The organism is Olivibacter sp. XZL3 (assembly GCF_004368405.1).
Lineage (GTDB): Bacteria > Bacteroidota > Bacteroidia > Sphingobacteriales > Sphingobacteriaceae > Olivibacter.
Genome location: NZ_SBJH01000067.1, coordinates 145,106 through 167,669 on the forward strand (window position 1 = coordinate 145,106; position 22,564 = coordinate 167,669).

Sequence of the window (22,564 nt, forward strand, 5' to 3'; positions counted from 1 at the left end):
ACGCAGCGCAATGAATCTGCCGTTTAGATAATTATGACATGTAGAAAAGAAAGGATAATTTGTAGAGAAACAGAAACAACCGGTTCCGTAGGCGAACCAATTGTTTCTATTGATTAGGGGGATTATTTTTGGGGCTGAACTACTTCCATCTTTTCAGCGAAATGGGCACAGTAGTCGCGTAGATCGCCAATCACGGCTTCGGCCAAAGGATCACTGCCTGCAGCTCGTAAAAAGGAGTCGCCCATTGTTTGCAAAGTTTCGTAAAAGAAACGCTTCATTTCGTCAAGCGGCATATCTTTCGTCCACAAATCGATCCGTAGCGCATTCTTATAATGATGATCCCACAGTGCTAGAAACAACGCTTTAGTGGGTAATGCGTCTTTATTTTCTCCCTCTGTCGACTCCCAAGTTATATTTTCAGGAATGTTGGTATCATCTAATTCGATTGTTAATTTTATTTCTGCTTTTCTCACTTTATATTGTTTTAGTTAATTTATCTATTCGTCAGCGTCTCGGCAATTAATAAAAGAAGCCGCTCAGCTCGGCCTTCTTATTAACCAGATCAGCAACACGGTGAAGGCCGTAAAACCTATCTCTACAAGCCAGATACGTCTGATTTTTTGAAAAAAAAGACGGAAAAACTGGTCTGCTACCAAGAGTATAATGATCAATAGGATACCAAGCGCCACTTTTTCCCATGCTAGTCGGTCGACAAACGCGCGCCATAACATCCAAACTGAAAGGAAGGCGCATACAATATTGAGTGGAGTAAGACGTAATTTTTTCATCTCTTTCGCTTCGTTTGTCCACCCATTTTCTTTTTGCCTGCTTTATCTTTTTTACTTTTATTGACCTTTAAATTTGACGCCTTCTTATCGTGAAAAGCGCCTTTGAAATCTGGGTTCTCTTTACGCTTTTGCAAATCAATCTCCCTCGCCTGGGCCTGTTGCTCTTCAAATCCAGTCTTCTCGACGAAGACTTCATCCGGCATATCGGCGACTGGAATCTGTTGGCGAATGAGCTTTTCGATTTTGTTGACGTAATACTGTTCGGCAGGTGTCGCCATACTGATCGCTACGCCTGATTTCGTCGCCCTGCCGGTACGTCCAATACGGTGCACATAATCTTCAATAACAATTGGAATGTCGAAATTAATAACGTGACTTACGTCGCTGACATCCAATCCGCGAGCAGCAACATCCGTTGCAACAAGCATCCTTACGCTGCCTTCCTTAAAGGCATTAATGGAGTTAATGCGGGTATTCTGCCCTTTATTGGCGTGAATAACACGCACTTCTTCTTCACCGTATTTTCTCAGGAGAAAGCGATAAATATTATCTGCTGTATTTTTGGTTTTACTGAAAATAATCAACCGATGAAAATCTTCATCATCTTTCAATAAATACTGCAAAAGATTGATTTTCGTCTTTGTGTTGGGCACCAAATACAATTGCTGGCTAACGGTATTTGCGGGCGTGGCTTGGGGAGACACTTCCACCACGGTAGGGAATGCGAGGAAGTCGCCAGCTATCTTGTGAACCAGTTCGCTCATCGTTGCGGAAAAAAGCAAATTTTGCCTTTTTCGGGGCACCACTTCCAAGATTCGATGAATTTTTCCGATAAAGCCCATATCCATCATCTTATCTGCCTCATCCATCACCAAAAATTTTAACTGCTTCGTGTTAATATGTTCCGCTAAATACAAGTCTAAAAACCTGCCTGGCGTAGCGACAATAATATCGACCCCTTTTTCCAGTTCTGCGATCTGAGTCTTCGGGCCCAGCCCCCCATAAAGGACCACTGTCCTGAGATCTGTATACTTTGCAAACAAACGAATGTTTTCTTCGATCTGCATGGCGAGCTCTCTTGTAGGCGATAAAATCAAGGCTCTAGGATCTGATCCTTGGGCATATTTGAGTTTCATAAGCATCGGTAATACGTAGGCCGCCGTTTTTCCTGTGCCGGTTTGTGCAATTCCCATCACATCTTGCCCTGCCAAAATGGGTGTTATCGCCTTCTGTTGTATAGGCGTTGGTTCTTCGTACCCAGCCTCAGTTATCGCGTTCAGTATTTGCCGGTTAAATTTGAAGTCCTCAAATGATTTCTGCATAGCTTGCAAAGATAGAGAAATGATTGGATTGGATAAAATTGTTTATAAGGCCAATTTTATCTAAGTTTGGCTTGTCATACAGAACAAGTCCATTATGTCATCCATCTTAATTAAAGCCGCTACGATCGTAAACGAAGGAACAACTCTCGTGGCAGATCTCTATATCAACCATGGAATAATTGAAATGATCTCTTCCGAAATAGACCATCCGGCCGATCACGTAATCCATGCAGAGGGTCTCCACCTTTTTCCTGGACTTATTGACGACCAGGTTCATTTCAGGGAACCCGGCCTGACGCATAAAGCTGATATATGGCACGAGAGCAGGGCGGCCGTAGCTGGAGGAACTACGAGCTTCATGGAGATGCCCAACACCGTTCCTAATACATTGACGCAGGACTTGCTAGCCGACAAATACCAGATTGCCGCTAAAAATTCACTCGCCAACTATTCCTTTTTTATGGGCGCAGCGAACGACAACCTGGAGGAGGTGCTTAAAACTAACCCTCGGAACGTTTGCGGTATCAAGGTATTTATGGGCTCATCGACAGGAAATATGCTGGTTGATAATGAGAAGACCTTGGAAGGGATCTTTAGAAACGCGCCTATGCTAGTCGCAACGCACTGCGAAGATGAAGCTACCATACAACAAAACTTAGCGCGTTTCAAAGAACGATACGGGAACGAGCTGACCGCTGACATGCATCCTTTAATAAGGTCGGCCGAGGCCTGCTATCTATCCTCGTCAAACGCGGTTGCCTTAGCAGAAAAATTCGGTACCCGCCTGCACATTTTGCATATCTCAACGGCCAAAGAAACGCATCTGTTTAAAAACGACAAGCCGTTAAACGACAAAAAGATAACCGCAGAAGCATGTGTTCATCATCTTTGGTTCGATGACCGAGATTATGAAGAAAAAGGCAATTTCATTAAATGGAATCCGGCAGTGAAAACCATAGAGGATCAACATGAAATCTTACAAGCAGTACTGGATGGCAGACTGGATGTAATTGCTACAGATCACGCTCCCCATACCTTGGAGGAAAAATCAAGGCCTTATATGGATGCCCCCTCTGGAGGCCCTTTAGTGCAGCACGCCTTGCAGGCCTTGTTAGACTTATACCATCAAGGAAAACTTTCGTTGACAGATATCGCGCAAAAAACAGCGCATAATACCGCTATTTGCTTTCAGGTCGAAAACCGGGGTTTTATTAGAGAAGGTTATTTTGCCGATATCGTATTGGTTGACCTAAATAAACCTTATACGGTTAATCAATCGAATATACTATCGAAATGTGGTTGGTCGCCCTTTGAGGGACACACTTTTAAGTCCTCTATCACGCATACCATTGTATCCGGCAATTTAGCCTTTGAACAAGGTAAGATAGTAAGCGATAAATCGGGGGAACGCCTTTTGTTCGAAAGAAGTTAGAAACGCTTTAGCTACAAATGCATGCGTGCGTCATGATTAAAGAGAACTCACCATATGGCCGTTTACTTGCATTAATTCGTTCGACTATGAAGTATTTACCCATTGCATTACTCGTCCTTGTTGTCATAACGTCCTGCCAAAAGCCTAATTCCAATTTAAACAATAAGAATACGTACCGTCCAGATACCGCCATGTTAGCCAGCGCCTTCGAAACTTTTAAAGAAACGAGTCTTAGCCACCGTCGATTCAAGCATGTAGATATAGAGCCGCTTATTTTAAAACGGGCTAGCGAGAAGCTCTTTGAAATAACTGCCTTGGGCCATTCGGTGCAAAAACGCACTATCTATCAGTTGAAATATGGTAGTGGCGACAAGTGTGTGATGCTATGGTCGCAAATGCATGGTAATGAAAGCACGGCTACCATGGCCCTATTCGATCTGTTTAATTTTCTGGAAGGAAAGAATGATCAGTATGATACTATCCGGACTTTGCTAAAAGAAAAAACGAGTTTGTATTTCCTTCCGATGATCAATCCTGACGGCGCCGAAATCTTCAATCGGAGAAACGCGCTCGATATAGACTTAAATCGTGATGCGCGGGAAACCGCGAGTCCTGAGGCTCGCTTACTCAAAAAGGCCGCCGATACAAACAAACCTCATTTCGGTTTTAATTTACACGATCAGCACATTTACTACAACGTTCCCGGCACCGGCAACCCTGCTACCATCTCGTTCTTAGCTCCCGCTTATAACCATGAAAAAGACATCAATGAGGTAAGAGGCAGGGCAATGCAACTTATTGTCGGCATGAACAAGCTCTTACAACAGTATATCCCCGATGGCGTCGCTAAATATGATGACACGCATGAGCCCCGGGGTTTCGGTGATAATTTTCAGAAATGGGGCGCGAGTACCGTTCTTATTGAGTCAGGCGGATTTAAAAACGACTCCGAAAAACAATATATCCGAAAGCTTAATTTTTTAATAATCTTAAACGCATTAATAGAAATTGCTCAAGAAAGTTATTCACAATACGATCGAGATGCCTACAAAGATATTCCTCAAAACGCCACTAAATTGAGTGATTTACTAATAAAGAATATTCGTGCGAAAAGGGATTCTGTGAGTTATACAGTAGACTTAGCGATTAAAAGAGACGAGTTTAACGCGCCTGACAGCACTTTTTATATTCGCGGTCGGATAGACGACGTAGGCGATTTAAAAGATAGCTATGGCTACGAAGAGCTCGATGCAAAGGGACTTAGCTTTATGAAAGGAAAACGTTACCCAAAAGCTATAAATCATCCAAATGAGCTGACAAAAGAAAAAGTTATGACCTTATTGCGCGAAGGTTATATTGCGGTGCAGATTAGAAATGCAGCGGCTGATAAACACTACAAGTGGCCCCTTCTTATAACTAGCAGCGGGACGGTTTATGGCAACAGCCCCAGTCTTGGAAGTCAGGCGAACTTCTTCCTTGCAAAAGGCGGCAAACCAGTATATGCTGTGGTTAACGGATATTTAGTTGATTTATCGAAAGAACTGAAGGACGATTTCAAGAATTACGTTCAGTAGTCAGGTTTCTTCGTTTTAGCTTATATGTTTTACCTGGAGTTATAAATGCTATATTGCCGTTGTGATAAGCGAGACTTTATGCCAGCGCCTGCCATTCCGGAGAACAGATCGATCACGGTGTTCGCAATTATTAATCCAGCTTTTTGATGCCGTTTGTTCCCAGCCGTCCTAAATACCTCCGTGCCGCTACGATCGTTCTGCTTTCAAAGTCGCCGTAATTAGCGGCAGTCGGCAGTATACTGTTTATCCGCACTTTTCCGGCCGAATGTATAAATTCGCCGTCGCCCATGTAAAGAGCGACATGTGTTACGCGTGCATTAGGATCGCTATTTTTTCCGGCCGCAAAAAACAAAAGGTCGCCGGCTTCTAAATTTTTAAGCGCTTTCGACCTGTCGAGGGTATCATTACTTAACACCTCTATGGGCTGCCCCACCAATACCTGCTGTGAAGCATCCCGCGGTATAATGAACCCATTCATAAAATAGGCAGTTTTGGTAAATCCGCTACAGTCGACTCCTTTAACCGATGTTCCTCCCCATAAGTAAGGTACTCCGATCATTGTCTTAGCGACATTCAAAACCGCCTGTGCCGAGGGAGAAGAAAGCGTGCGCTTCCATTCATCGTAGTCCTGAGCTTGCTCTTTTTCAATGTACCCCTTTCTTCCGTCAGGAAAAACAATGCCATAGAACTCATCGAAAACCTGTTCGACCGCCAAAATATTACCCATTACTAAGTCTGAAACGCGAAGCGATTTTTTATCTTTGCTGCTATAGACATGCCCATAGTCGGCAGTAACAATAATTTTCCTGCTCTTTTTCCAGTCGTCAAGTTCGGCTTTAGTTTTTAGACTCACGGCTGCTGCGTCGAGCCAGCTGATATAGCCATCGGCGGTCCGTATTAAGTAATAGCCATTGGTCTTTTTCAACACATCCACCTGCCATCCGAGCAATGCTTGACTGGCCATTTCAGCGGCATGCTTTGGTTCGGTGCGCATGTTACCGACCGAAACCGTAACCAAACCAAAGACACTGTCGGCTAACGTTGTATCCGGCAGCTGCCTAATAGAAAGCGACTTATTTATTTGGGCCATTTGATATTGCCGACGGAAATAGGCTGCCGCAGCCTCATTACTGGTTTCGAGTTCGAATCCTGCCACCGAGTCGTAAGAAAAATTAAACACGACAGTTCTTTTGTCCGGTGCATATTTGCTACGCGTAAGCGATGCTAATTCTGTTGCCTTTTTTATTGCTAACGAATCCACTTGTGCTTTTACCGGAATATACGAGGCGAGTACAAGTAACACAAGGATCTTTAATCTTACCATAATGCTTAGATTGAAGAATTTAGCACGAATTTAATACATATGTTATGAGAATCAAATATTTTTGCGGTTTTATTCCTAAATAATGCATATTCATGCATTATCGGTAAAACCATCAAGAATCCGAGCAATTTATAGAGAGATTTTTTATGTTTGCATCCATATAAATTTGAAACAAGAATGATTAATCGAAGAAAATTCATTCAGCAAGGAGTGCTCGGTACTGTTGCTTTAGGTTTTACAAACGAAATATATGCTCAATCAGCATTCAATTCCATAGTCAAAACGGCTACAAAGCCGATTGTTATCTCAACTTGGGATTTTGGAATTGCCGCTAATCAAGCTGCTTGGAAAATTTTAAAGCAAAACGGTCGCGCCTTAGATGCAGTTGAGGCAGGCGTGAAAGTGCCAGAAGCCGATTTAAAAAACGTGACCGTCGGAAATGGCGGTTATCCCGACCGTGATGGCCATGTAACGCTAGACGCTTGCATAATGGATGAAAATGGCAATTGTGGTGCGGTTTTGGCAATGGAGCATATCACCCATGCGATTTCTGTAGCACGACTCGTGATGGAAAAAACACCTCATGTGATGCTTGCCGGGGAAGGCGCACTTCAATTCGCTTTAGAAAACGGTTTCCAGAAAGAAGATCTTTTGACGAAGGAATCAGAAAAAGCATGGAAAGAGTGGCTAAAAAAGGCCGAATACAAACCGATCATGAATATAGAAAACCAGCATTTTTCGCCCAATAAATTGCCCGGTAATCAATATAACCACGACACGATAGGCATGTTAGCCTTAGACAGCCAAGGAAATATGAGCGGTGCCTGTACCACCAGTGGGATGGCTTTTAAAATGCATGGACGCGTTGGAGACAGTCCGATTATCGGAGCAGGGTTGTATGTCGACAACGAGGTAGGCGCGGCCACTTCTACAGGTGTTGGCGAAGAGGTCGTCAGAACAGTAGGAAGCTTTCTCGTCGTAGAGCTTATGCGCCAAGGCTATTCACCCGAAGATGCATGTAAAAAAGCTGTTCAGCGTATTGTAAAGAAAAAGCCAGAGAAGGCCAAGGAAATTCAGGTTGGCTTCTTAGCGATGAACAAACAAGGTCAATACGGCGCCTACGCTTTGCAACAGGGCTTCTCCTTTGCCGTATGTAACGAAGAACAACAAGATTTGCTTATTAAAGGGAAAAGTATATATTAATTGGTTTCGACAGTTAAGGCCCGTCTTGTCTTTTAGGCCGATAACCCGCAACCAACGCCAATAACAGATAACGAACAACCAATAACGAATACGATGACATTAGAAATATGCGCAAACTCACTAGCATCTGCTTTAGCGGCACAGCGAGGCGGTGCCCAACGCATAGAGCTTTGCGAGAATCTAAACGAAGGAGGAACCACTCCTTCTTACGGGACGATAAAACGCGTACGTGAACTTCTTGACATCAAGGTCTACGTCCTCATCAGGCCCCGGGCGGGCGATTTCCTTTATTCGGACGAGGAATTTGCCATTATGAAAGAAGATATTACGATGTGCAAACAGCTCGGCTGCGATGGTGTAGTGATTGGCTTGTTGGACAAAGAAGGAAATATTGACACGAACCGCACCAAAGAGCTCGTTCATTTGGCAGATCCAATGGGCGTAACTTTTCACCGGGCATTCGACTGCAGCAACGATGGTTTAAAAGCGTTGGAAGAGGTTATCGACTGTGGATGCGAGCGTATACTAACCTCTGGCATGCGAAACACGGCAATCGAAGGAGCCTCTCTACTGAAGACACTTATACAGCAAGCGGCAGATAGAATAACTATTATGCCGGGCTCTGGCATTAACGAGGTAAATATTATTGAGCTAAAGGAAATAACACACGCTAAAGAGTATCATACCTCTGCAAAAACAGCCGTTAAAAGCGGGATGACTTATCAAAATCCGGCTATAGCCAATATGGGCGATGCCGTTGAAATAAGTAACGTAGAACGGATTCGGCGAATCCTTGGCCTGTTGAATAGCTAAAAATTAAGCAAGTTAAGTGGTTGGTATACTTAACCACTTAACCTGCTCATTAGACGATCTTATAATTTACCAACTTCTTGTACTAAGTCGATCAGCTTATTAGAATATCCCCATTCGTTGTCATACCATGAAACAACCTTCACGAAATTATCGTTCAAAGCGATCCCTGCTTTCGCATCAAAAATAGATGTTCTAGCGTCACCTTTAAAATCTTCCGAAACGACATCGTCTTCGGTGTAACCCAAAATGCCTTTCAGCTCGCCTTCCGATGCCTCTTTAAACGCTTGCTTAATCTCTTCATAGGTTGCTGGTTTATCCAAACGCACAGTTAAGTCTACTACAGAAACATCAGGAACCGGAACACGGAAGGACATACCGGTTAATTTACCCTTAATAGATGGAATTACCAATCCGACCGCTTTGGCTGCTCCTGTAGATGAAGGAATGATATTTTGGTAAGCACCACGACCACCTCTCCAATCCTTCGCCGAAGGGCCGTCTACTGTTTTTTGTGTAGCGGTAACCGCATGTACCGTACTCATTAGACCTTCCACGATTCCCCACTTGTCGTGCAATACCTTAACCACTGGCGCTAAACAGTTCGTGGTACAAGAGGCATTTGAAACGATCGTTTGATCGGCCTTTAATTCTTTATGATTTACCCCCATTACAAAGGTAGGTGTATCATCTTTAGCAGGTGCGGACATCACGACTTTCTTTGCGCCTGCATCGATATGTTTTTGAGCACTTTCCTGAGTAAGGAATAAACCGGTAGACTCTACAATTACCTCAGCACCTACATCTCCCCATTTTAAGTTCGCCGGATCCTTTTCGGCAGTAACACGGATTGTTTTTCCGTTAACCACCAAATTTCCGTCTTTAGCTTCTACAGTTCCATCAAAACGACCATGTGTAGAATCGTATTTTAGCATATAGGCCATGTATTCCGGATCAACTAAATCGTTGATTCCGACAACTTCTACACCTTCGCGGTTGATAGCAGCTCTAAATGCAAGACGTCCTATACGTCCAAATCCATTAATTCCAATTTTCATTTTAACTAATTTTTATTTAAATAATAATTTAAAAGATTATGAATTGGCTCTTTAATAACCACTCCTACTTCCATGCCATGATTTTCAGCGCTCTGCCTTAACCAATGCTCATAACCGGCAGCCACACTTCCGGTAAAATTTATTCTACGATATTGATACTTCTCTTTTAAGGGAACGAAATAGGTTTCAAACAGCAAGTTGAAGCCTTCCATCACCATATTATGAACGAATTGATGCTCTTTTTGTTCTGCAACAAAATCTGCAAACGAGCTTAAAAATAATGCGGCGTTTGGATTCCTGTACACCTTGTCCATAATCTGCTTTCGGTCTAAGGGATAGTAGCTGCTAAACTTGTTTTCAAGATCGACAGGAAGCGTTTCAGAGAGGTAATTCCGCAATAAATATCGCCCCATCCAATTGGCTGATCCTTCATCGGCTAAGATATAGCCGAGTCCATAATTCGTTTCATGAATTTTCTTACCGTCGTAATAAGCGGCATTTGATCCACTTCCTAAGATGCCCACCAAGGCTTGTTCATTACCACCCGTTGCGAGTGCAGCGGCAAGCATATCGTGTTCTACATGAACCTTACTGTACCTGAAAAAATCTCTAAAAGCATTATAAATCGTCTCCTTGCGTTCATCCGACGAAGACCCTGCACCGAAGAAGTAGATCTTTTTTATCCTTTCGGCATAATTTATCAGACTATTATTTTTATTCAATACCTGACTGATATACCGCTCATCATTATGATAGGGGTTCATGCCCATCGTTTTAAAGCCGGCAACAACCTTGCCCTTGTCGGCTAACCGCCAATCGGCGAATCTCGATCCACTATACACTACGGCAATCATCCCAATACACTAAATGGCTAGTACATTCATCATTTCAATCATGTCATCTGCCAACTTGAACTCTTTACTTCTGAGGGCAACTTCTAGTGGAGTGGTCACGATATCGTTGCCACGCAGGCCAACCATGATTCTGCTTTCACCTTGTAAAAGTTTCTTTACAGCAGCAAAGCCCAAGCGACTGGCTAATACGCGGTCGAAACTACTGGGCGATCCTCCCCTTTGCAAATGTCCCAAGATTGTCACCTTCGTGTCGTAAAAGTCGAATTTCTCCTGAACCCTTTTAGCCACATTATAAGCTCCGCCATTTTTGTCACCTTCCGCCACAATCACAATAGTAGAGGTCTTTTTGTCGTTTGCTGCAGTTTCCAACTTCTGAATCAGCTCATCAATACCGGTTTCCTTTTCAGGTAATAAGATGGCCTCCGCGCCGCCCGCAATACCGCAATTCAAAGCGATACACCCTGAATCGCGCCCCATCACTTCTATAAAAAACAAACGGTCATGGGAAGCCGCCGTGTCGCGAATCTTATCAATGGCATCTATCACCGTATTGTTAGCCGTGTCATATCCAAGGGTAAAATCAGAACCATATAAATCGTTGTCAATAGTCCCTGGAATACCAACCACTGGAATATTGTGTTCCCGTGAAAACACTTCCGCTCCGGTAAAGGTACCGTCACCTCCTATCGCAACCAAAGCGTCAATTTCGTGAGCTGTAATATTATCATAGGCTTTCTTTCGCCCTTCTGGTGTCCGGAAATCTAAACAACGCGCTGTCTTCAAAATCGTTCCTCCGAGCTGAAGGATATTGCTTACTGATCGACTGTTCATATCAATGATATTTCCATCGATCATCCCCTGATAGCCGTGTAAAATACCGCTTACTTTCTTACCCTCATAAATGGCAGTCCGCACTACCGCCCGAATACATGCGTTCATCCCTGGAGCATCTCCCCCTGAAGTAAATACGCCTATACGTTTGATTGAATTGTCCACTGTAAAATATCTATATATAGGTTTCACTTGAATTTAATCATCCTTGATGAATTGAATAAAGCACACCCATTGTTAGCATGGGCCGCCATTCACTGCACCTCTGGCCGTGTCAATTCACATCTAATGCACGAATATAAGGTGTATTTCTTACACTATTGCTATTTATTTGTATTTTTTTTACTTTTTTGCACATGATGGTATTCATACCTTACAAACACCCTGAAAAAACTAAAAATGGATAAGGTATAGATAAGTTTGGCTTTTATAGTTTTCTTCCATAATTTTGACTTTCTTTGCCTAAACAAGCTGGGCGTTTTGAAACAAGCAAACAATGGCTAAGCTTTACCGAGACTATTCGTGATAATTGTACATTTTTATAGAACCTTTAAAAGAGAGAATTTTGCAATCAAATTTGCCACATCTACAATCTATATTTACGGCTGACTGTGTTATTTTTGGTTTTAACGAAGGTGAGCTAAAAGTCCTTTTGATTGAAAGAAATGAATATCCTTTCAAAGATTGGTGGGGACTGCCGGGTTTCTTTGTAGAACACAATGAAACCATCGATGATGCTGTTAAGCGTATTTTGCTTGAGCATACCGGTTTAAAGGGTATTTACATGGAACAGCTGTATACTTTCGGCGACCTAAAAAGACATCCGCAGGGCAGAATAATCACGGTAGCTTATTATGCTATGCTCAGGCTGGAAGCCGTTAACGCCAATTTGAAGCCATCAACTAATTATGTAAGAAACGCGCAATGGCATCCGCTTAACAACTTACCCGACCTTGCATTCGACCATCGTAACATTATTGAAAAAAGCATAGAAAAAATACGCCGCAAGGTAAGCCATAGTCCCATAGCTTTTGAGCTTTTACCTGAAAAATTCACACTCACCCAACTGCAACAGCTTTACGAAGCCATCTGGGACAAAAAACTTGACAAGCGGAACTTCCGAAAAAAAATGCTTAAATATAATGTCCTGAAGGAATTGGATGAAAAACAAAAAGGGGTTTCGTATCGGGCTGCCAAACTCTATAAATTTGACAAGCGAAAGTACAACAAGATATTTAAGAACGAATTGAATTTCTCTTAAAAGAAAAAGGTAAAAGACAGCTGATCTACCTTTTACCTTTTTCTTTAAGAATAATGCCCTTAATTAGGCATTAATCTTCTCCTGATGAAACTTCACTAGATCATCAATAGGTGACCGAACGATCCGACCGAACTCCATACCGTACTCGTGTGCGGTTTCCTCCAGCACATTTCTGAAATTATAGGCAACCGAACCAATACAATTGAAGGAGTATTTTTGATAATCAGGATAGTGAACCACCAAGTTTTTAAAGAAATCTTCGAAAGAACTTTTCACCAATCCCCGTGAATATTCCATATTGATCATGATGTCGTAAACGAATTTACTGAAACTTGCACAGAACCTATTGGCTAATGGCTTTGTGTAAACGGCATCCATTACATCATCAGGCGTAAGTTTAAAGGTTTCCCAAAACACTTCCCTTACATCGTTAGGCATATACCCGCGTACATAGTCCGTTAAAAGTTTTTTTCCGATATAGCATCCACTCCCCTCATCGCCCAAAATATAGGCAGCAGAATCGATATTTTTGACGATATCTCTTCCGTCGTAAATACAGGTATTGGTTCCCGTTCCTAAAATAGCAGCGAAGCCGGCTTTATCTTTCAACAAGGCCCTGGCAGCAGCCAACAAATCGTGTCCGACAAAAACCTCCGATTGACTAAATACTTGTTTGATTGCCATCGATACAATGGCCGCTTTCTCTTCATTGTGAACGCCTGCACCGTAATAATTCACTTCTTTCACCTCACCAAAGGGCAAATCTTTAGGAAGCCCCTTTTTTAACGAACTTACAATATAATCACTGGAAACAAAATAAGGATTATACCCTTCAGTGTTAAAATAGATTTTTTTACCGGAGTCATTGATCAGGCACCAATTTGTTTTGGTTGAACCGCCATCTGCAATAATGATCATGTTATTGGTTTTAGTTAAAATATTGATTTATATCATTTCAAATTAAATTCCCTTAAAGTTAGCGTTATTAAAACAATCCACGCTGCTAAAACCGGAAAATCGTGGCACAAAATACACGTTTCAAGATACTAATACAAATAATTGGAAAAAAATTAACGAACAATTTTATCATACCGATCATTAAAACAGTCTAAAAACCGGCTTATTCATATCGCTTAGACCGTTTCCTCTTCGCTTCACTTCTACAGGCATATAGTGTACTTTTTACAATTAGTCTCCTTCTTTTAGGAAACATTTTTGCGATCTCCGCTGGAAGTGTACCTTTGTTTAAAAATTAGCAACATGTTTACGGGTATTATTGAAACACTGGGCGTTGTAAAAGATCTGAAAAGAGAAGACACAAACTTACATCTTACCATAGCATCAGCTATCTCAGACAGTCTAAAAATTGATCAGAGCGTTTCCCATAATGGTGTGTGTTTAACGGTGGTCTCACTAAATCCGGGCGAACATACCGTAACCGCCATCCAAGAAACCCTAACAAAAAGCAACCTCAACATGATAAAAGTGGGGGATAAAGTAAACCTGGAGCGCTGTACGCTCGTTGGAAGTCGTCTGGACGGCCATATCGTTCAGGGCCATGTCGACCAAACCGCCGTTTGCACTGCTATTGAGGACGAGAATGGCAGTTGGTTATATACTTTTCAGTATGATGCTCAATTGGGAAATATTACCGTAGAAAAAGGGTCCATCGCTGTGAACGGCATCAGCCTCACCGTTGTCAATTCCAAAGTCGACGCATTCTCCGTTGCCATTATTCCCTATACATTCGAGCATACAAGTATGCACACCTTAAAAGTTGGAGATAGTGTAAATCTGGAGTTCGATGTCATTGGCAAGTATGTAACGCGACTTGCAGCGCTGGGAAAGCTTTGACGGTCGACAGTAACGGCTATACTGTCCTTACTTTATTGCCTGTTTTCGAGTATCTGTTACCAAATTACTTTTTTATACCCCCGGAGACGGAGGCCGTCCGGTATTCATACAGAAGGCTGTCAATCGATCATCGGTTCAAGGGGCTTCCGCCGGATTCTGGTTCCTTGAACAAACAAATCATTTTTTTCTCTTGTTAATATTTACGAACGATCAAGAGAATAAGAGATATGGATAAATTAAAAAAGTTCGAATTGATGGAAAAGGTTGTCCGTCAATTAGAAGACCTGCAAAATAGTCAACAGGCAATTTTAGAAAAGATCAGTAACATCGAAGTCGAAAACATTGAGATAGGCGATAAGCGTCTGGAAACACTTCTTCCCGAAATACACCAACGTTCAGCAGATAATTTGGACGTTGTGCGGGACTTAGTGGAAGAGTTCGCTGCTAAAACCGACGACTTTGGAGAAACGAATAACGTCGCTCGATTAAGGGAGCAACAAGAAATCAATAGTACGAAGTAATAAGAGATGCCGGGGCTGGTCACCCGGCATCTCTTTCATCAATACCCTGGATTCTGCGTATAATTTGTGTTTCCCAACTGATTTAAAGGGATTGGGAAAAGAAGGTTTCTAGGATCTGAAGCCTCTTTTTCTTGCCAAGCTTCTAAAAACCGCCCAAAACGGATCAAGTCAGTTCTCCTATGTCCTTCCCAGAAAAACTCCCGACCCAACTCATCCAATAATAATTGCTCATTAAGTTCAGACAAACTGCTTGCTCCCCGCTTTACTCGAACTTCGTTTACTAAGTTAAGCGCTTCGCCGGCCTGACCTAAACGTAAAAGTGCTTCGGCTTTCATTAATAAAACGTCCGAATAACGATAAAAGACCCAGTCGTTATTTAACAGACTTGTGGAACCGTTGGCATAATCGATCGGATATTTAATAACCCGGATACCCGCTACTTCGAGATGATTCTGATCTCTTTCAATAATGCTGACTTCCGGTGTAAAGGCCAACGGATTTCCACGCCTATCCGTCAAATTTTGACCGTTTTCATCTACTTGTTGTCCTACTAAAAAGCCTACCCGCACACCACTTACATTAGTGACACCCGGATATTCACCGCCTCGTCTAACATCACTTTCTTCAAATTTATTATAAAAGTCGGACAGGGTACAAAAACCATTATTTCCCGGCGGATTCTGATTATAGTGCAAGGTAGCCACCCACATATTGGTCATCCCCGTAGCAGAACTTTCTCCTCCAATATTTTCGCCTGTAAAAATATTCTCTGTGGTAGACTGTCCATTATTCGGCGCAAAATTTAAATAGTAATCGTCTATTAGGCTATATCTTCCGCTATTAATGATCTCATCGGCCAATCGTACAACTTCTTGTAAATCTTCATTAGCGAATGTGGGCGCTTGACGGTTCAAATAGGCTCCCTTATTCAGATAAATTTTCATCAACAAGATCTTCGCCGCGTCTTGAGAAGCACGGTCGACCCGATCCGTAGGCAAGTTCCCCAGCACTTCTGTCACTTCAGAAACAAGGTAATCAATTTCTTCCTGTGCCGTTCTAACCCTCGGGTTTTGAGTAACGTTTTCTCCGGGGTCACGATAAGGCACCTGACCCCAGCCATCTAAGATGGAAAGCTCGGCAAAAGCTCGGAGGAATCGCGCTTGAGCCTCTTGGGAAGGGGTCGGATTATATTGCAAAATATCGGTAGCCGCATAACTAACTCCCAACACGTCTTTAAATACGCTGTGGATACGTGTATGATCTGATTGCCATCGGTGTAAATGAAGTGCCCTCCAAGCTCCATTATCATCCCAGTCTCCCCCTCTTGTAGGCACCATAGCTTCGTCTGTAGGAAATTCCTGAAGCGCCCACCAACCGTAAGGCCCATAATATGGATTGCGCATCGCTATATAAGCAGCATTTAACAAAGCAGGCACATCGTCGCTCCCGACCCCTCCCGACCCTACTTGTCCGTGAAGATCTTCTTCCAGTTTAGTACATCCAGTAAATGCGCAGAACACAAATAATAGGATTGCTATATTTTTTAAATTCATGATATCCTAATTTATTCCTTATAAAGAGAAGTTAACACCTAAATTAAAAGTTCGTGCAGTTGGGTAAGTGACATTGTCAATACCCGCAGAAGGCACATTATTTACCGATTTATTGACATTTACTTCTGGGTCAAAGCCTTTGTATTTGGTGATCACGAACAGGTTCTGCCCATTTACAAAAATACCTAAGTTTTTAATTGAGCTACCAACGTCTCCTACGCGGTAACTTAACGTAGCATTGGCAAGTTTTAAATAGCTACCGTTTTCTATATAACGAGATGATGCCGCAATCGGATTAGCCGGCGACTCCAATATGCTCGAACTCATTAATTCTGAGGCAATATTTCTGGATCCCAAGTTGGATATGGGTAGTACAGCATTGGCGGTATTATTATAAATATCTTGACCGAGTGACCCGTTCAGATTAGCGGAAAAGGAAAACTTCTTATAATCTATCGCCGTACTGATACCTAATAACACTTTCGGATTTGGGTTTCCTACGCGGTAAAACACAAAGCCGTCATCGGTGTATTGTGAAAAGCCTTCCTGATCGAGCCCTAAATATTCTCTTGTCACAAAAGCAAAAAGCGGATAGTCATTTTGGATCACTTGCACCGTGACATCACTGAGCCCTTGCCCACTTAAACTACCCGTCCTGATGATTTCATTTTCTCCTAAGTCACGTACTTTATTGTTTACAAAAGTGGCATTTGCTCCTAAATCCCATCGAAAATCATCATTCTCCACGATTACACCATTTAGATTCAACTCCACCCCTTTATTGATCACCTCTCCGGGCAAATTTATCCAAGTAATAGAAGCGTCCGGCGAAGCGGGATACTGCGGTGTTTGTGGAAAAAGTAAATCGGTCGTTTTCTTGTTAAAGTAATCCACGGTACCGCTCAAGCGGCCATTAAATAAACCAAAATCTACACCCACGTTCATCTGTTCATCAGATTGCCAACGTAAGTCGAGATTCTCATTGTTATTAATAGGTCGCGTTTGACCGCCCCCTCCATATCCGATTGAATACCGGCGTTGCGATGAACCTGAAGGGAATTCTTGGTTACCTGTTTTACCCCAGCCGGCACGCAGCTTCAGTTGACTCAACCAAGTAGCATCTGCCATAAAATCTTCGTTCTTTATATTCCATGCACCTGCAAATGAAGGGAAGGTTCCGTAACGGTTATTCTCTCCAAATCGGGTAGAACCGTCAACCCGAACCGTAGCCGTCAATAAATAACGATCCTTAAAATTAAAGGTAGCTCTTCCGAAATAAGATTGAAGTTGTGTAGTAGGATCGTTAAAAGAGTTTAAAGTTCTGTTCCCAGGTGCAGTGGCCTGCATCACATCGGTATAATCTACCGGAATATCGCCAAAGCCTCGTGCGTTCATATCGGTCCCTCGATTAATGAAATCCATATATTCGTAACCGATCACAGCGTTGAGATTCAGGTCTGACGCAATTTCCTTATTGAAGGACAGCGTATGGGTCAATTGTTTCGTTATAAGCTCATTATTAGCTACACTGGCAAATCCGCCGGGGAAATTATTATTGGGCTCCTCCTGAATGCTTGGAAGATTAATAAAGCTTCGCGTGGACGACCGGCGTTCTCCTCTGTTATAATTGATGCTTAGTAACATCCGATACTCTAACCAATTATTAAATTTATAATACGGCGATAAACTCGCTAATATGGTCGATACATTGGAACGGTCGTTATAAGCCTCCGACATGGCCAAGGGATTAACAATATTACCCCTTTCAATGAGCAGGCTACCATCCGGATTCCGCAATGATCGCGTTGGATTCCAGGCTAAAGCGTGGGTCAGTAAACTGCCCGACGCCCCCGCATCGGTTGCTACCGGTCCTATGTTTTCATTGGTTTGACTAGCTATTAAACTCACATCCAAGCCTAATTTTTTACTTTTGAGCATTTTGAAGTTTCCATTAAACGAGCCGCTGTACCGTTTAAATCCCGTCTTCCTGATAATCCCTTGCTGATCCTGATAGCCGAAAGACGCCCGATACTTGTTATCTGCATTGCCGCCGCTTAATGAAAGGCTATGATTCTGGTTATAGGCTGTTCTTAAAATAGCATCCAATGCATCCACATTATCACCGAAGTCTCCGGTGCTTAATCCATACCTATTTAATGCATCCCTATACTGATTACCGTCGAGAATATCGATTCTTCTCATAATGTTACTCACGCCACCTGACGAATTAATGTCTACTTGCAGGCCTCCTTCTTGGCCTCGTTTTGTTGTTATTAAAACGACCCCGTATGCGGCTCTCGAACCATAGATTGCTGTTGCAGACGCATCTTTAAGGATTTCCATGGAGGCAATGTCCGCAGGATTAATAAAACTCAGCGGATTTCCTGCCGGGCTCGTACCAATCCCGCCACTTTGACTGGGTCTGGCGGAACGTCCGTCCAAGGCTACTCCATCCACCACGTACAAAGGCTGTCCGGTTCCTGTAACAGCCGAATTACCCCGGATACGCACTGTGGTTGCTCCGCCGGGCTGTCCACTATTATTAATCATCTGTACACCCGATACCTTACCTTGAATAAGCTGATCAGCCGCAACCAAGGGACCCTTATTGAAATCCTTCGCTCCAACAGATGCAACAGCACCCGTTAAATCGCTCTTGCGTTGCGTACCATAGCCCACTACGACTACCTCATCCAAACCCTGGGCATCGGGCTGCATCGTAAAGGTGATAGTAACGGCCCCACCCGAAACTGTAACCGACCTTTCTTGTGGGATATAACCTACAAACGAGGCTACCAACGTATATCGGCCATTTGGAATATTCGCCATACTGAAATTCCCGTCCGCATTTGTGCCGACAGATTTGTTCAGCTCTTTTAATTGTATAGAGGCACTGGGTAAAGGTTGATTATTTTCGTCTACGACTTTTCCCGTTATACTACCGCTTTGTGCCATAGAAACGAGCGAACTAAGCATAAAAATAAAATACGCCAGACAACTGACAACATGATTCTTTTTCATTCGATTGGTTTTAATGGTTATAATGAAGGCTCGTTGGTCATTAACAATGGCCATTTACTTACGTAGATTGCGAATACGTGTTAAGGAACAGATTTTAAATAGGAACTCATAATTTACTTCATTTATTGGTGAAACCTTGGTCTTTAGATTAGCCGTCGGCCGTCGCTTATATACATCGTAGTGCTAAACCAGTTTATATTGGCGCTCAGGAAAACGACGTGCCGTCCCGGCGAGTCCGGTAAAAATAAAGCTATTCTTAAGAATTACAAAAGTAATTTTCAAAATGTACGCTTCCCGTTTTATACGATTATCCCTTCGGCAAGCGGAGGCTGAAACGCCTCTTTATAAGTCTTCTCTCAAGCACATATAACGTGCTTATATGAACGTGCATCCTATAGGTGATAAAAAGATTATAGGGACATTATAAGGGGCCGTCCCTTATTATAGTCGTCATTATACACTTGTTAATTTTGTATTCCCCAACAGTTGCTAAGGCCGACGCTTTTCTTTCAAAAGTGTTGCAAAAATTGGCGCTTTTTAATTACTTTTATGTCGTAGCCTATCACAACCGTTCATTATATCCTGTATACTTATGCGATTGAAAGCACTTTTAGCCATTTTCCTGTCTATCGGTTTAGCTCTTATTTTAAATCAAAAAATCGGGGACGTCCCCCCTCTTGGAAAGTTTTTAAACCCCTTTACGGGCTTTTGGAAAAATGCGGAATCCCTTACTTCCAAGGAGCATCAATCGTTTACGGTAAAAAAAATAAAGAACAGCGTTGAAGTCTTTTATGATGACCAACATATCCCCCATATCACTGCGGAAGACGATTACGATTTATATTTTGCGCAGGGTTATATCACAGCGAAAGACCGGCTTTGGCAAATGGATTTTCAAACTCGATATGCTAGTGGTAGACTTGCAGAAGTCGTAGGCGCCAAGGCAATTCCCCTCGATCGCTATCAAAGAAGAATGGGCATGATGTTCGGAGCAAAGAACATGTTAGCGGAAAGCATGAAAGACCCCATTAGCAGACTTATTCTAGAAGCCTACGCCGATGGTGTAAACGCCTATATCGCCAGCCTATCGCCAGCCGACTATCCCCTAGAATTTAAATTGATGGATTATGCACCGGAACCTTGGCAGCCAATCAATTCAGCGCTATTACTAAAATTGATGTCTGCAACACTCGCCGGTAGTACCGATGAGTTATATATGACCAATGTTCTTAAGACCCACGGAAAGGAAGTCGCCGACAATCTATTCCCGAACTATCCAGTTAGGGAAGATCCGGTTATTCCCCGGGGCACACCTTGGTCGTTTACCCCGGTCACAGGAGCAAAGGCGACAGCAGATCAGTTAGACACAAGACAACAAAAAGTGTCTTCCTCCTCGATGAGCTTAATTGACCAGAACACATTGCTGACGGGAGACAAGGAAGAAGGATTGGGAAGCAATAATTGGGCGATATCTTCAGCCAGAAGTAGTACTGGCTACCCAATGCTGGCAAATGACCCACATCTAAGTCTTACACTTCCTAGCATCTGGTACCAAATACAACTTCAACCCCCCCACACTAACAGCTGTGGCGTCTCCATTCCTGGCGCCCCTTGTGTTATTATTGGCTTCAACGAGCGCATTGCTTGGGGCGTTACCAATGTCGGCTCCGATGTATTGGATTGGTATCAAATTACCTTTAAGGACGAGAAAAGAGATTTCTATTTGGTTGACGACCAATGGAAAAAAACGGTTAAGAAAATAGAGAAAATCAATGTTAGGTCTGGGACGGCGGTCTTTGATACGGTATACTATACGCACCATGGCCCGATAAGTGTAGACGCGGAACCGTTGGACAACGAAAATAACTTAACGAGCAAGATTCCTAGGGGCGCTGCTCTAAAATGGGTCGCCCATTTGCCGTCCAACGATTTACGCACTTTCTACGAGCTCAATAGGGCGAAAAATTACGATGACTACCGAAAAGCGTTGTTGTTTTTCACTGCTCCCGCTCAAAATTTTGTTTTCGCCGACAACCAAAACAATATAGCCATTACGCCAAACGGCTATTTCCCATTAAAGTCGCCGGAGCATGGTAAGTTTATATTAGACGGGAAATACAGCGAAAACGACTGGTCGGATCGAATTCCTGCAGAACAGAATCCAAGCGTTAAAAATCCTCCCCGCGGTTTTGTCAGTTCAGCGAATCAATCACCCGTTGACGAAAGCTATCCTTATTATCTGAACTGGGAGTTTGCTCCCTATGATCGTGGACACCGAATAAATGAACGACTGACCAAACTGGAACACGCAACAGTAGATTCACTCCGATTGCTCCAACTCGATAACAGAAGTGTATTGGCCGACGAAATCCTAGACACGCTAATTTCCGCGATACAAAGCGCCGTCAGTTTAACTGGCGCAGACAGAGAAGTACTTACTTTACTCGGCGATTGGAACCATTGCTACGAAGCAAAATCTATCGCTGCCACGATTTTTGAACGATGGTATCAAAAGATTGAAAGTGAGCTATGGGGCAAATGGTTTGATAAAAAGACAGCAAAAATGCGGTACCCCAATCGAGATCGTACAGTTGCATTGCTGCTCGATGAACCAAATTCGGTGTGGTATGGCGCCCAAAAGTCGGACGATATCGATGCACGGGCCACATTGCTAACCAAAGCGCTCCGCGAAGCAATCCAGGAACTGAAAGAAAAACACGGTACCTTCGGAAAGAACTGGGAATGGGGAACGGTAAATAAACGTCAAGTCCTTCATCTTGCGAATATAGATGGGCTGGGATCTGCTAAATTTCCGGTTAACGGCGCGGGGCGAACAGTTAATGCAATTAGGGAGAAAAGTGGTCCTTCTTGGAGAATGATAGTAGCGCTAGGTGAAAGGCCAAAAGCTTACGGTATCTTACCCGGAGGCTCATCGGGGAATCCGGGCAGCAGATACTACGACAATCAACTAAAAGATTGGATTCAAGGAGGGCTTAAAGAGCTCCTGTTTCTTACCGATGAAGAAGGTGATGCAAACGATAGGATTGTAAGCAAAATCACGCTTCTTAACTAATAGTATGTCTACCGCTATATACAAACATCTCCAAGCTATCGTAAAAATGGTGGCACTAGTGAGTGAATCCATATAGGCACCATTG

The 22,564-nt window shown here is 42.9% G+C and carries 18 protein-coding genes; 8 read left to right on the top strand and 10 right to left on the bottom strand.

The annotated features are described in order from the left end of the window. Window positions 1-122 precede the first annotated feature (122 nt). The 3 genes from gldC to EPX21_RS15310 all read right to left on the bottom strand — a co-directional run bounded on the left by gldC (window position 123) and on the right by EPX21_RS15310 (window position 2,110). Entirely contained in the window at window positions 123-473 is a 351-nt protein-coding gene (gene gldC / locus EPX21_RS15300; protein WP_134090565.1) for a gliding motility protein GldC, read from the bottom strand. Window positions 474-536: 63 nt separating this feature from the next. Beyond that, window positions 537-788 carry a hypothetical protein gene (locus EPX21_RS15305; RefSeq protein WP_134090566.1) on the bottom strand — a complete coding sequence of 84 codons (252 nt, stop codon included), beginning with the start codon at window positions 786-788 and terminating at the stop codon, window positions 537-539. Next, entirely contained in the window at window positions 785-2,110 is a 1,326-nt protein-coding gene (locus EPX21_RS15310) for a DEAD/DEAH box helicase (RefSeq protein WP_134090567.1), read from the bottom strand. The genes EPX21_RS15305 and EPX21_RS15310 overlap by 4 nt, the downstream gene beginning before the upstream one ends. Window positions 2,111-2,204: 94 nt before the next feature. Between EPX21_RS15310 and EPX21_RS15315 the strand changes: the two genes are divergently transcribed. Further along, window positions 2,205-3,542 carry a dihydroorotase gene (locus EPX21_RS15315; RefSeq protein WP_134090568.1) on the top strand — a complete coding sequence of 446 codons (1,338 nt, stop codon included), beginning with the start codon at window positions 2,205-2,207 and terminating at the stop codon, window positions 3,540-3,542. Between the two features lie 86 nt (window positions 3,543-3,628). Further along, window positions 3,629-5,116 carry a M14 family zinc carboxypeptidase gene (locus tag EPX21_RS15320; protein WP_134090569.1) on the top strand — a complete coding sequence of 496 codons (1,488 nt, stop codon included), beginning with the start codon at window positions 3,629-3,631 and terminating at the stop codon, window positions 5,114-5,116. A 130-nt stretch (window positions 5,117-5,246) separates the two neighbouring features. Here EPX21_RS15320 and EPX21_RS15325 read toward each other — a convergent pair whose 3' ends face one another. Next, window positions 5,247-6,440: a C40 family peptidase gene (locus EPX21_RS15325; protein ID WP_134090570.1), complete on the bottom strand. Its 1,194-nt coding sequence runs from the start codon at window positions 6,438-6,440 to the stop codon at window positions 5,247-5,249. A 177-nt stretch (window positions 6,441-6,617) separates the two neighbouring features. Between EPX21_RS15325 and EPX21_RS15330 the strand changes: the two genes are divergently transcribed. Both EPX21_RS15330 and EPX21_RS15335 read left to right on the top strand, forming a co-directional pair. Beyond that, window positions 6,618-7,643, top strand: a complete 1,026-nt coding sequence (locus EPX21_RS15330) for a N(4)-(beta-N-acetylglucosaminyl)-L-asparaginase (protein ID WP_134090571.1) — start codon at window positions 6,618-6,620, stop codon at window positions 7,641-7,643. A gap of 93 nt (window positions 7,644-7,736) precedes the next feature. Beyond that, complete coding sequence (locus EPX21_RS15335; protein WP_134090572.1) at window positions 7,737-8,456, top strand: copper homeostasis protein CutC; 720 nt, start codon at window positions 7,737-7,739, stop codon at window positions 8,454-8,456. A 59-nt stretch (window positions 8,457-8,515) separates the two neighbouring features. On the opposite strand, the gene gap is transcribed toward EPX21_RS15335, so the two are convergent. The 3 genes from gap to pfkA are packed head-to-tail and all read right to left on the bottom strand — an operon-like array spanning window position 8,516 to window position 11,361. Further along, entirely contained in the window at window positions 8,516-9,511 is a 996-nt protein-coding gene (gap, locus tag EPX21_RS15340; RefSeq protein ID WP_134090573.1) for a type I glyceraldehyde-3-phosphate dehydrogenase, read from the bottom strand. A 5-nt stretch (window positions 9,512-9,516) separates the two neighbouring features. After that, the gene (locus EPX21_RS15345) at window positions 9,517-10,365 is read right to left on the bottom strand and encodes a hypothetical protein (RefSeq protein ID WP_134090574.1); all 849 of its coding nucleotides are present in this window, start codon (window positions 10,363-10,365) and stop codon (window positions 9,517-9,519) included. Between the two features lie 9 nt (window positions 10,366-10,374). Next, complete coding sequence (pfkA, locus tag EPX21_RS15350; RefSeq protein ID WP_134090575.1) at window positions 10,375-11,361, bottom strand: 6-phosphofructokinase; 987 nt, start codon at window positions 11,359-11,361, stop codon at window positions 10,375-10,377. Between the two features lie 400 nt (window positions 11,362-11,761). Between pfkA and EPX21_RS15355 the strand changes: the two genes are divergently transcribed. Then, window positions 11,762-12,457 carry an NUDIX domain-containing protein gene (locus EPX21_RS15355; RefSeq protein ID WP_134090576.1) on the top strand — a complete coding sequence of 232 codons (696 nt, stop codon included), beginning with the start codon at window positions 11,762-11,764 and terminating at the stop codon, window positions 12,455-12,457. A gap of 63 nt (window positions 12,458-12,520) precedes the next feature. On the opposite strand, the gene EPX21_RS15360 is transcribed toward EPX21_RS15355, so the two are convergent. Next, window positions 12,521-13,375 carry an N-acetylglucosamine kinase gene (locus tag EPX21_RS15360; RefSeq protein ID WP_134090577.1) on the bottom strand — a complete coding sequence of 285 codons (855 nt, stop codon included), beginning with the start codon at window positions 13,373-13,375 and terminating at the stop codon, window positions 12,521-12,523. 342 nt (window positions 13,376-13,717) lie between these two features. Between EPX21_RS15360 and EPX21_RS15365 the strand changes: the two genes are divergently transcribed. Both EPX21_RS15365 and EPX21_RS15370 read left to right on the top strand, forming a co-directional pair. Beyond that, window positions 13,718-14,311, top strand: coding sequence for a riboflavin synthase (locus EPX21_RS15365; protein ID WP_134090578.1), 594 nt, complete (start codon window positions 13,718-13,720; stop codon window positions 14,309-14,311). A 227-nt stretch (window positions 14,312-14,538) separates the two neighbouring features. Further along, window positions 14,539-14,832 (top strand): hypothetical protein, encoded by a 294-nt coding sequence (locus tag EPX21_RS15370; RefSeq protein WP_134090579.1) that lies wholly within the window; start codon window positions 14,539-14,541, stop codon window positions 14,830-14,832. A gap of 38 nt (window positions 14,833-14,870) precedes the next feature. On the opposite strand, the gene EPX21_RS15375 is transcribed toward EPX21_RS15370, so the two are convergent. Both EPX21_RS15375 and EPX21_RS15380 read right to left on the bottom strand, forming a co-directional pair. Beyond that, complete coding sequence (locus EPX21_RS15375) at window positions 14,871-16,385, bottom strand: RagB/SusD family nutrient uptake outer membrane protein (protein ID WP_134090580.1); 1,515 nt, start codon at window positions 16,383-16,385, stop codon at window positions 14,871-14,873. A gap of 18 nt (window positions 16,386-16,403) precedes the next feature. After that, window positions 16,404-19,406, bottom strand: a complete 3,003-nt coding sequence (locus tag EPX21_RS15380; RefSeq protein ID WP_134090581.1) for a TonB-dependent receptor — start codon at window positions 19,404-19,406, stop codon at window positions 16,404-16,406. Window positions 19,407-19,998: 592 nt separating this feature from the next. Between EPX21_RS15380 and EPX21_RS15385 the strand changes: the two genes are divergently transcribed. Beyond that, window positions 19,999-22,479: a penicillin acylase family protein gene (locus EPX21_RS15385; RefSeq protein ID WP_134090582.1), complete on the top strand. Its 2,481-nt coding sequence runs from the start codon at window positions 19,999-20,001 to the stop codon at window positions 22,477-22,479. The last annotated feature ends 85 nt before the right edge of the window (window positions 22,480-22,564 follow it).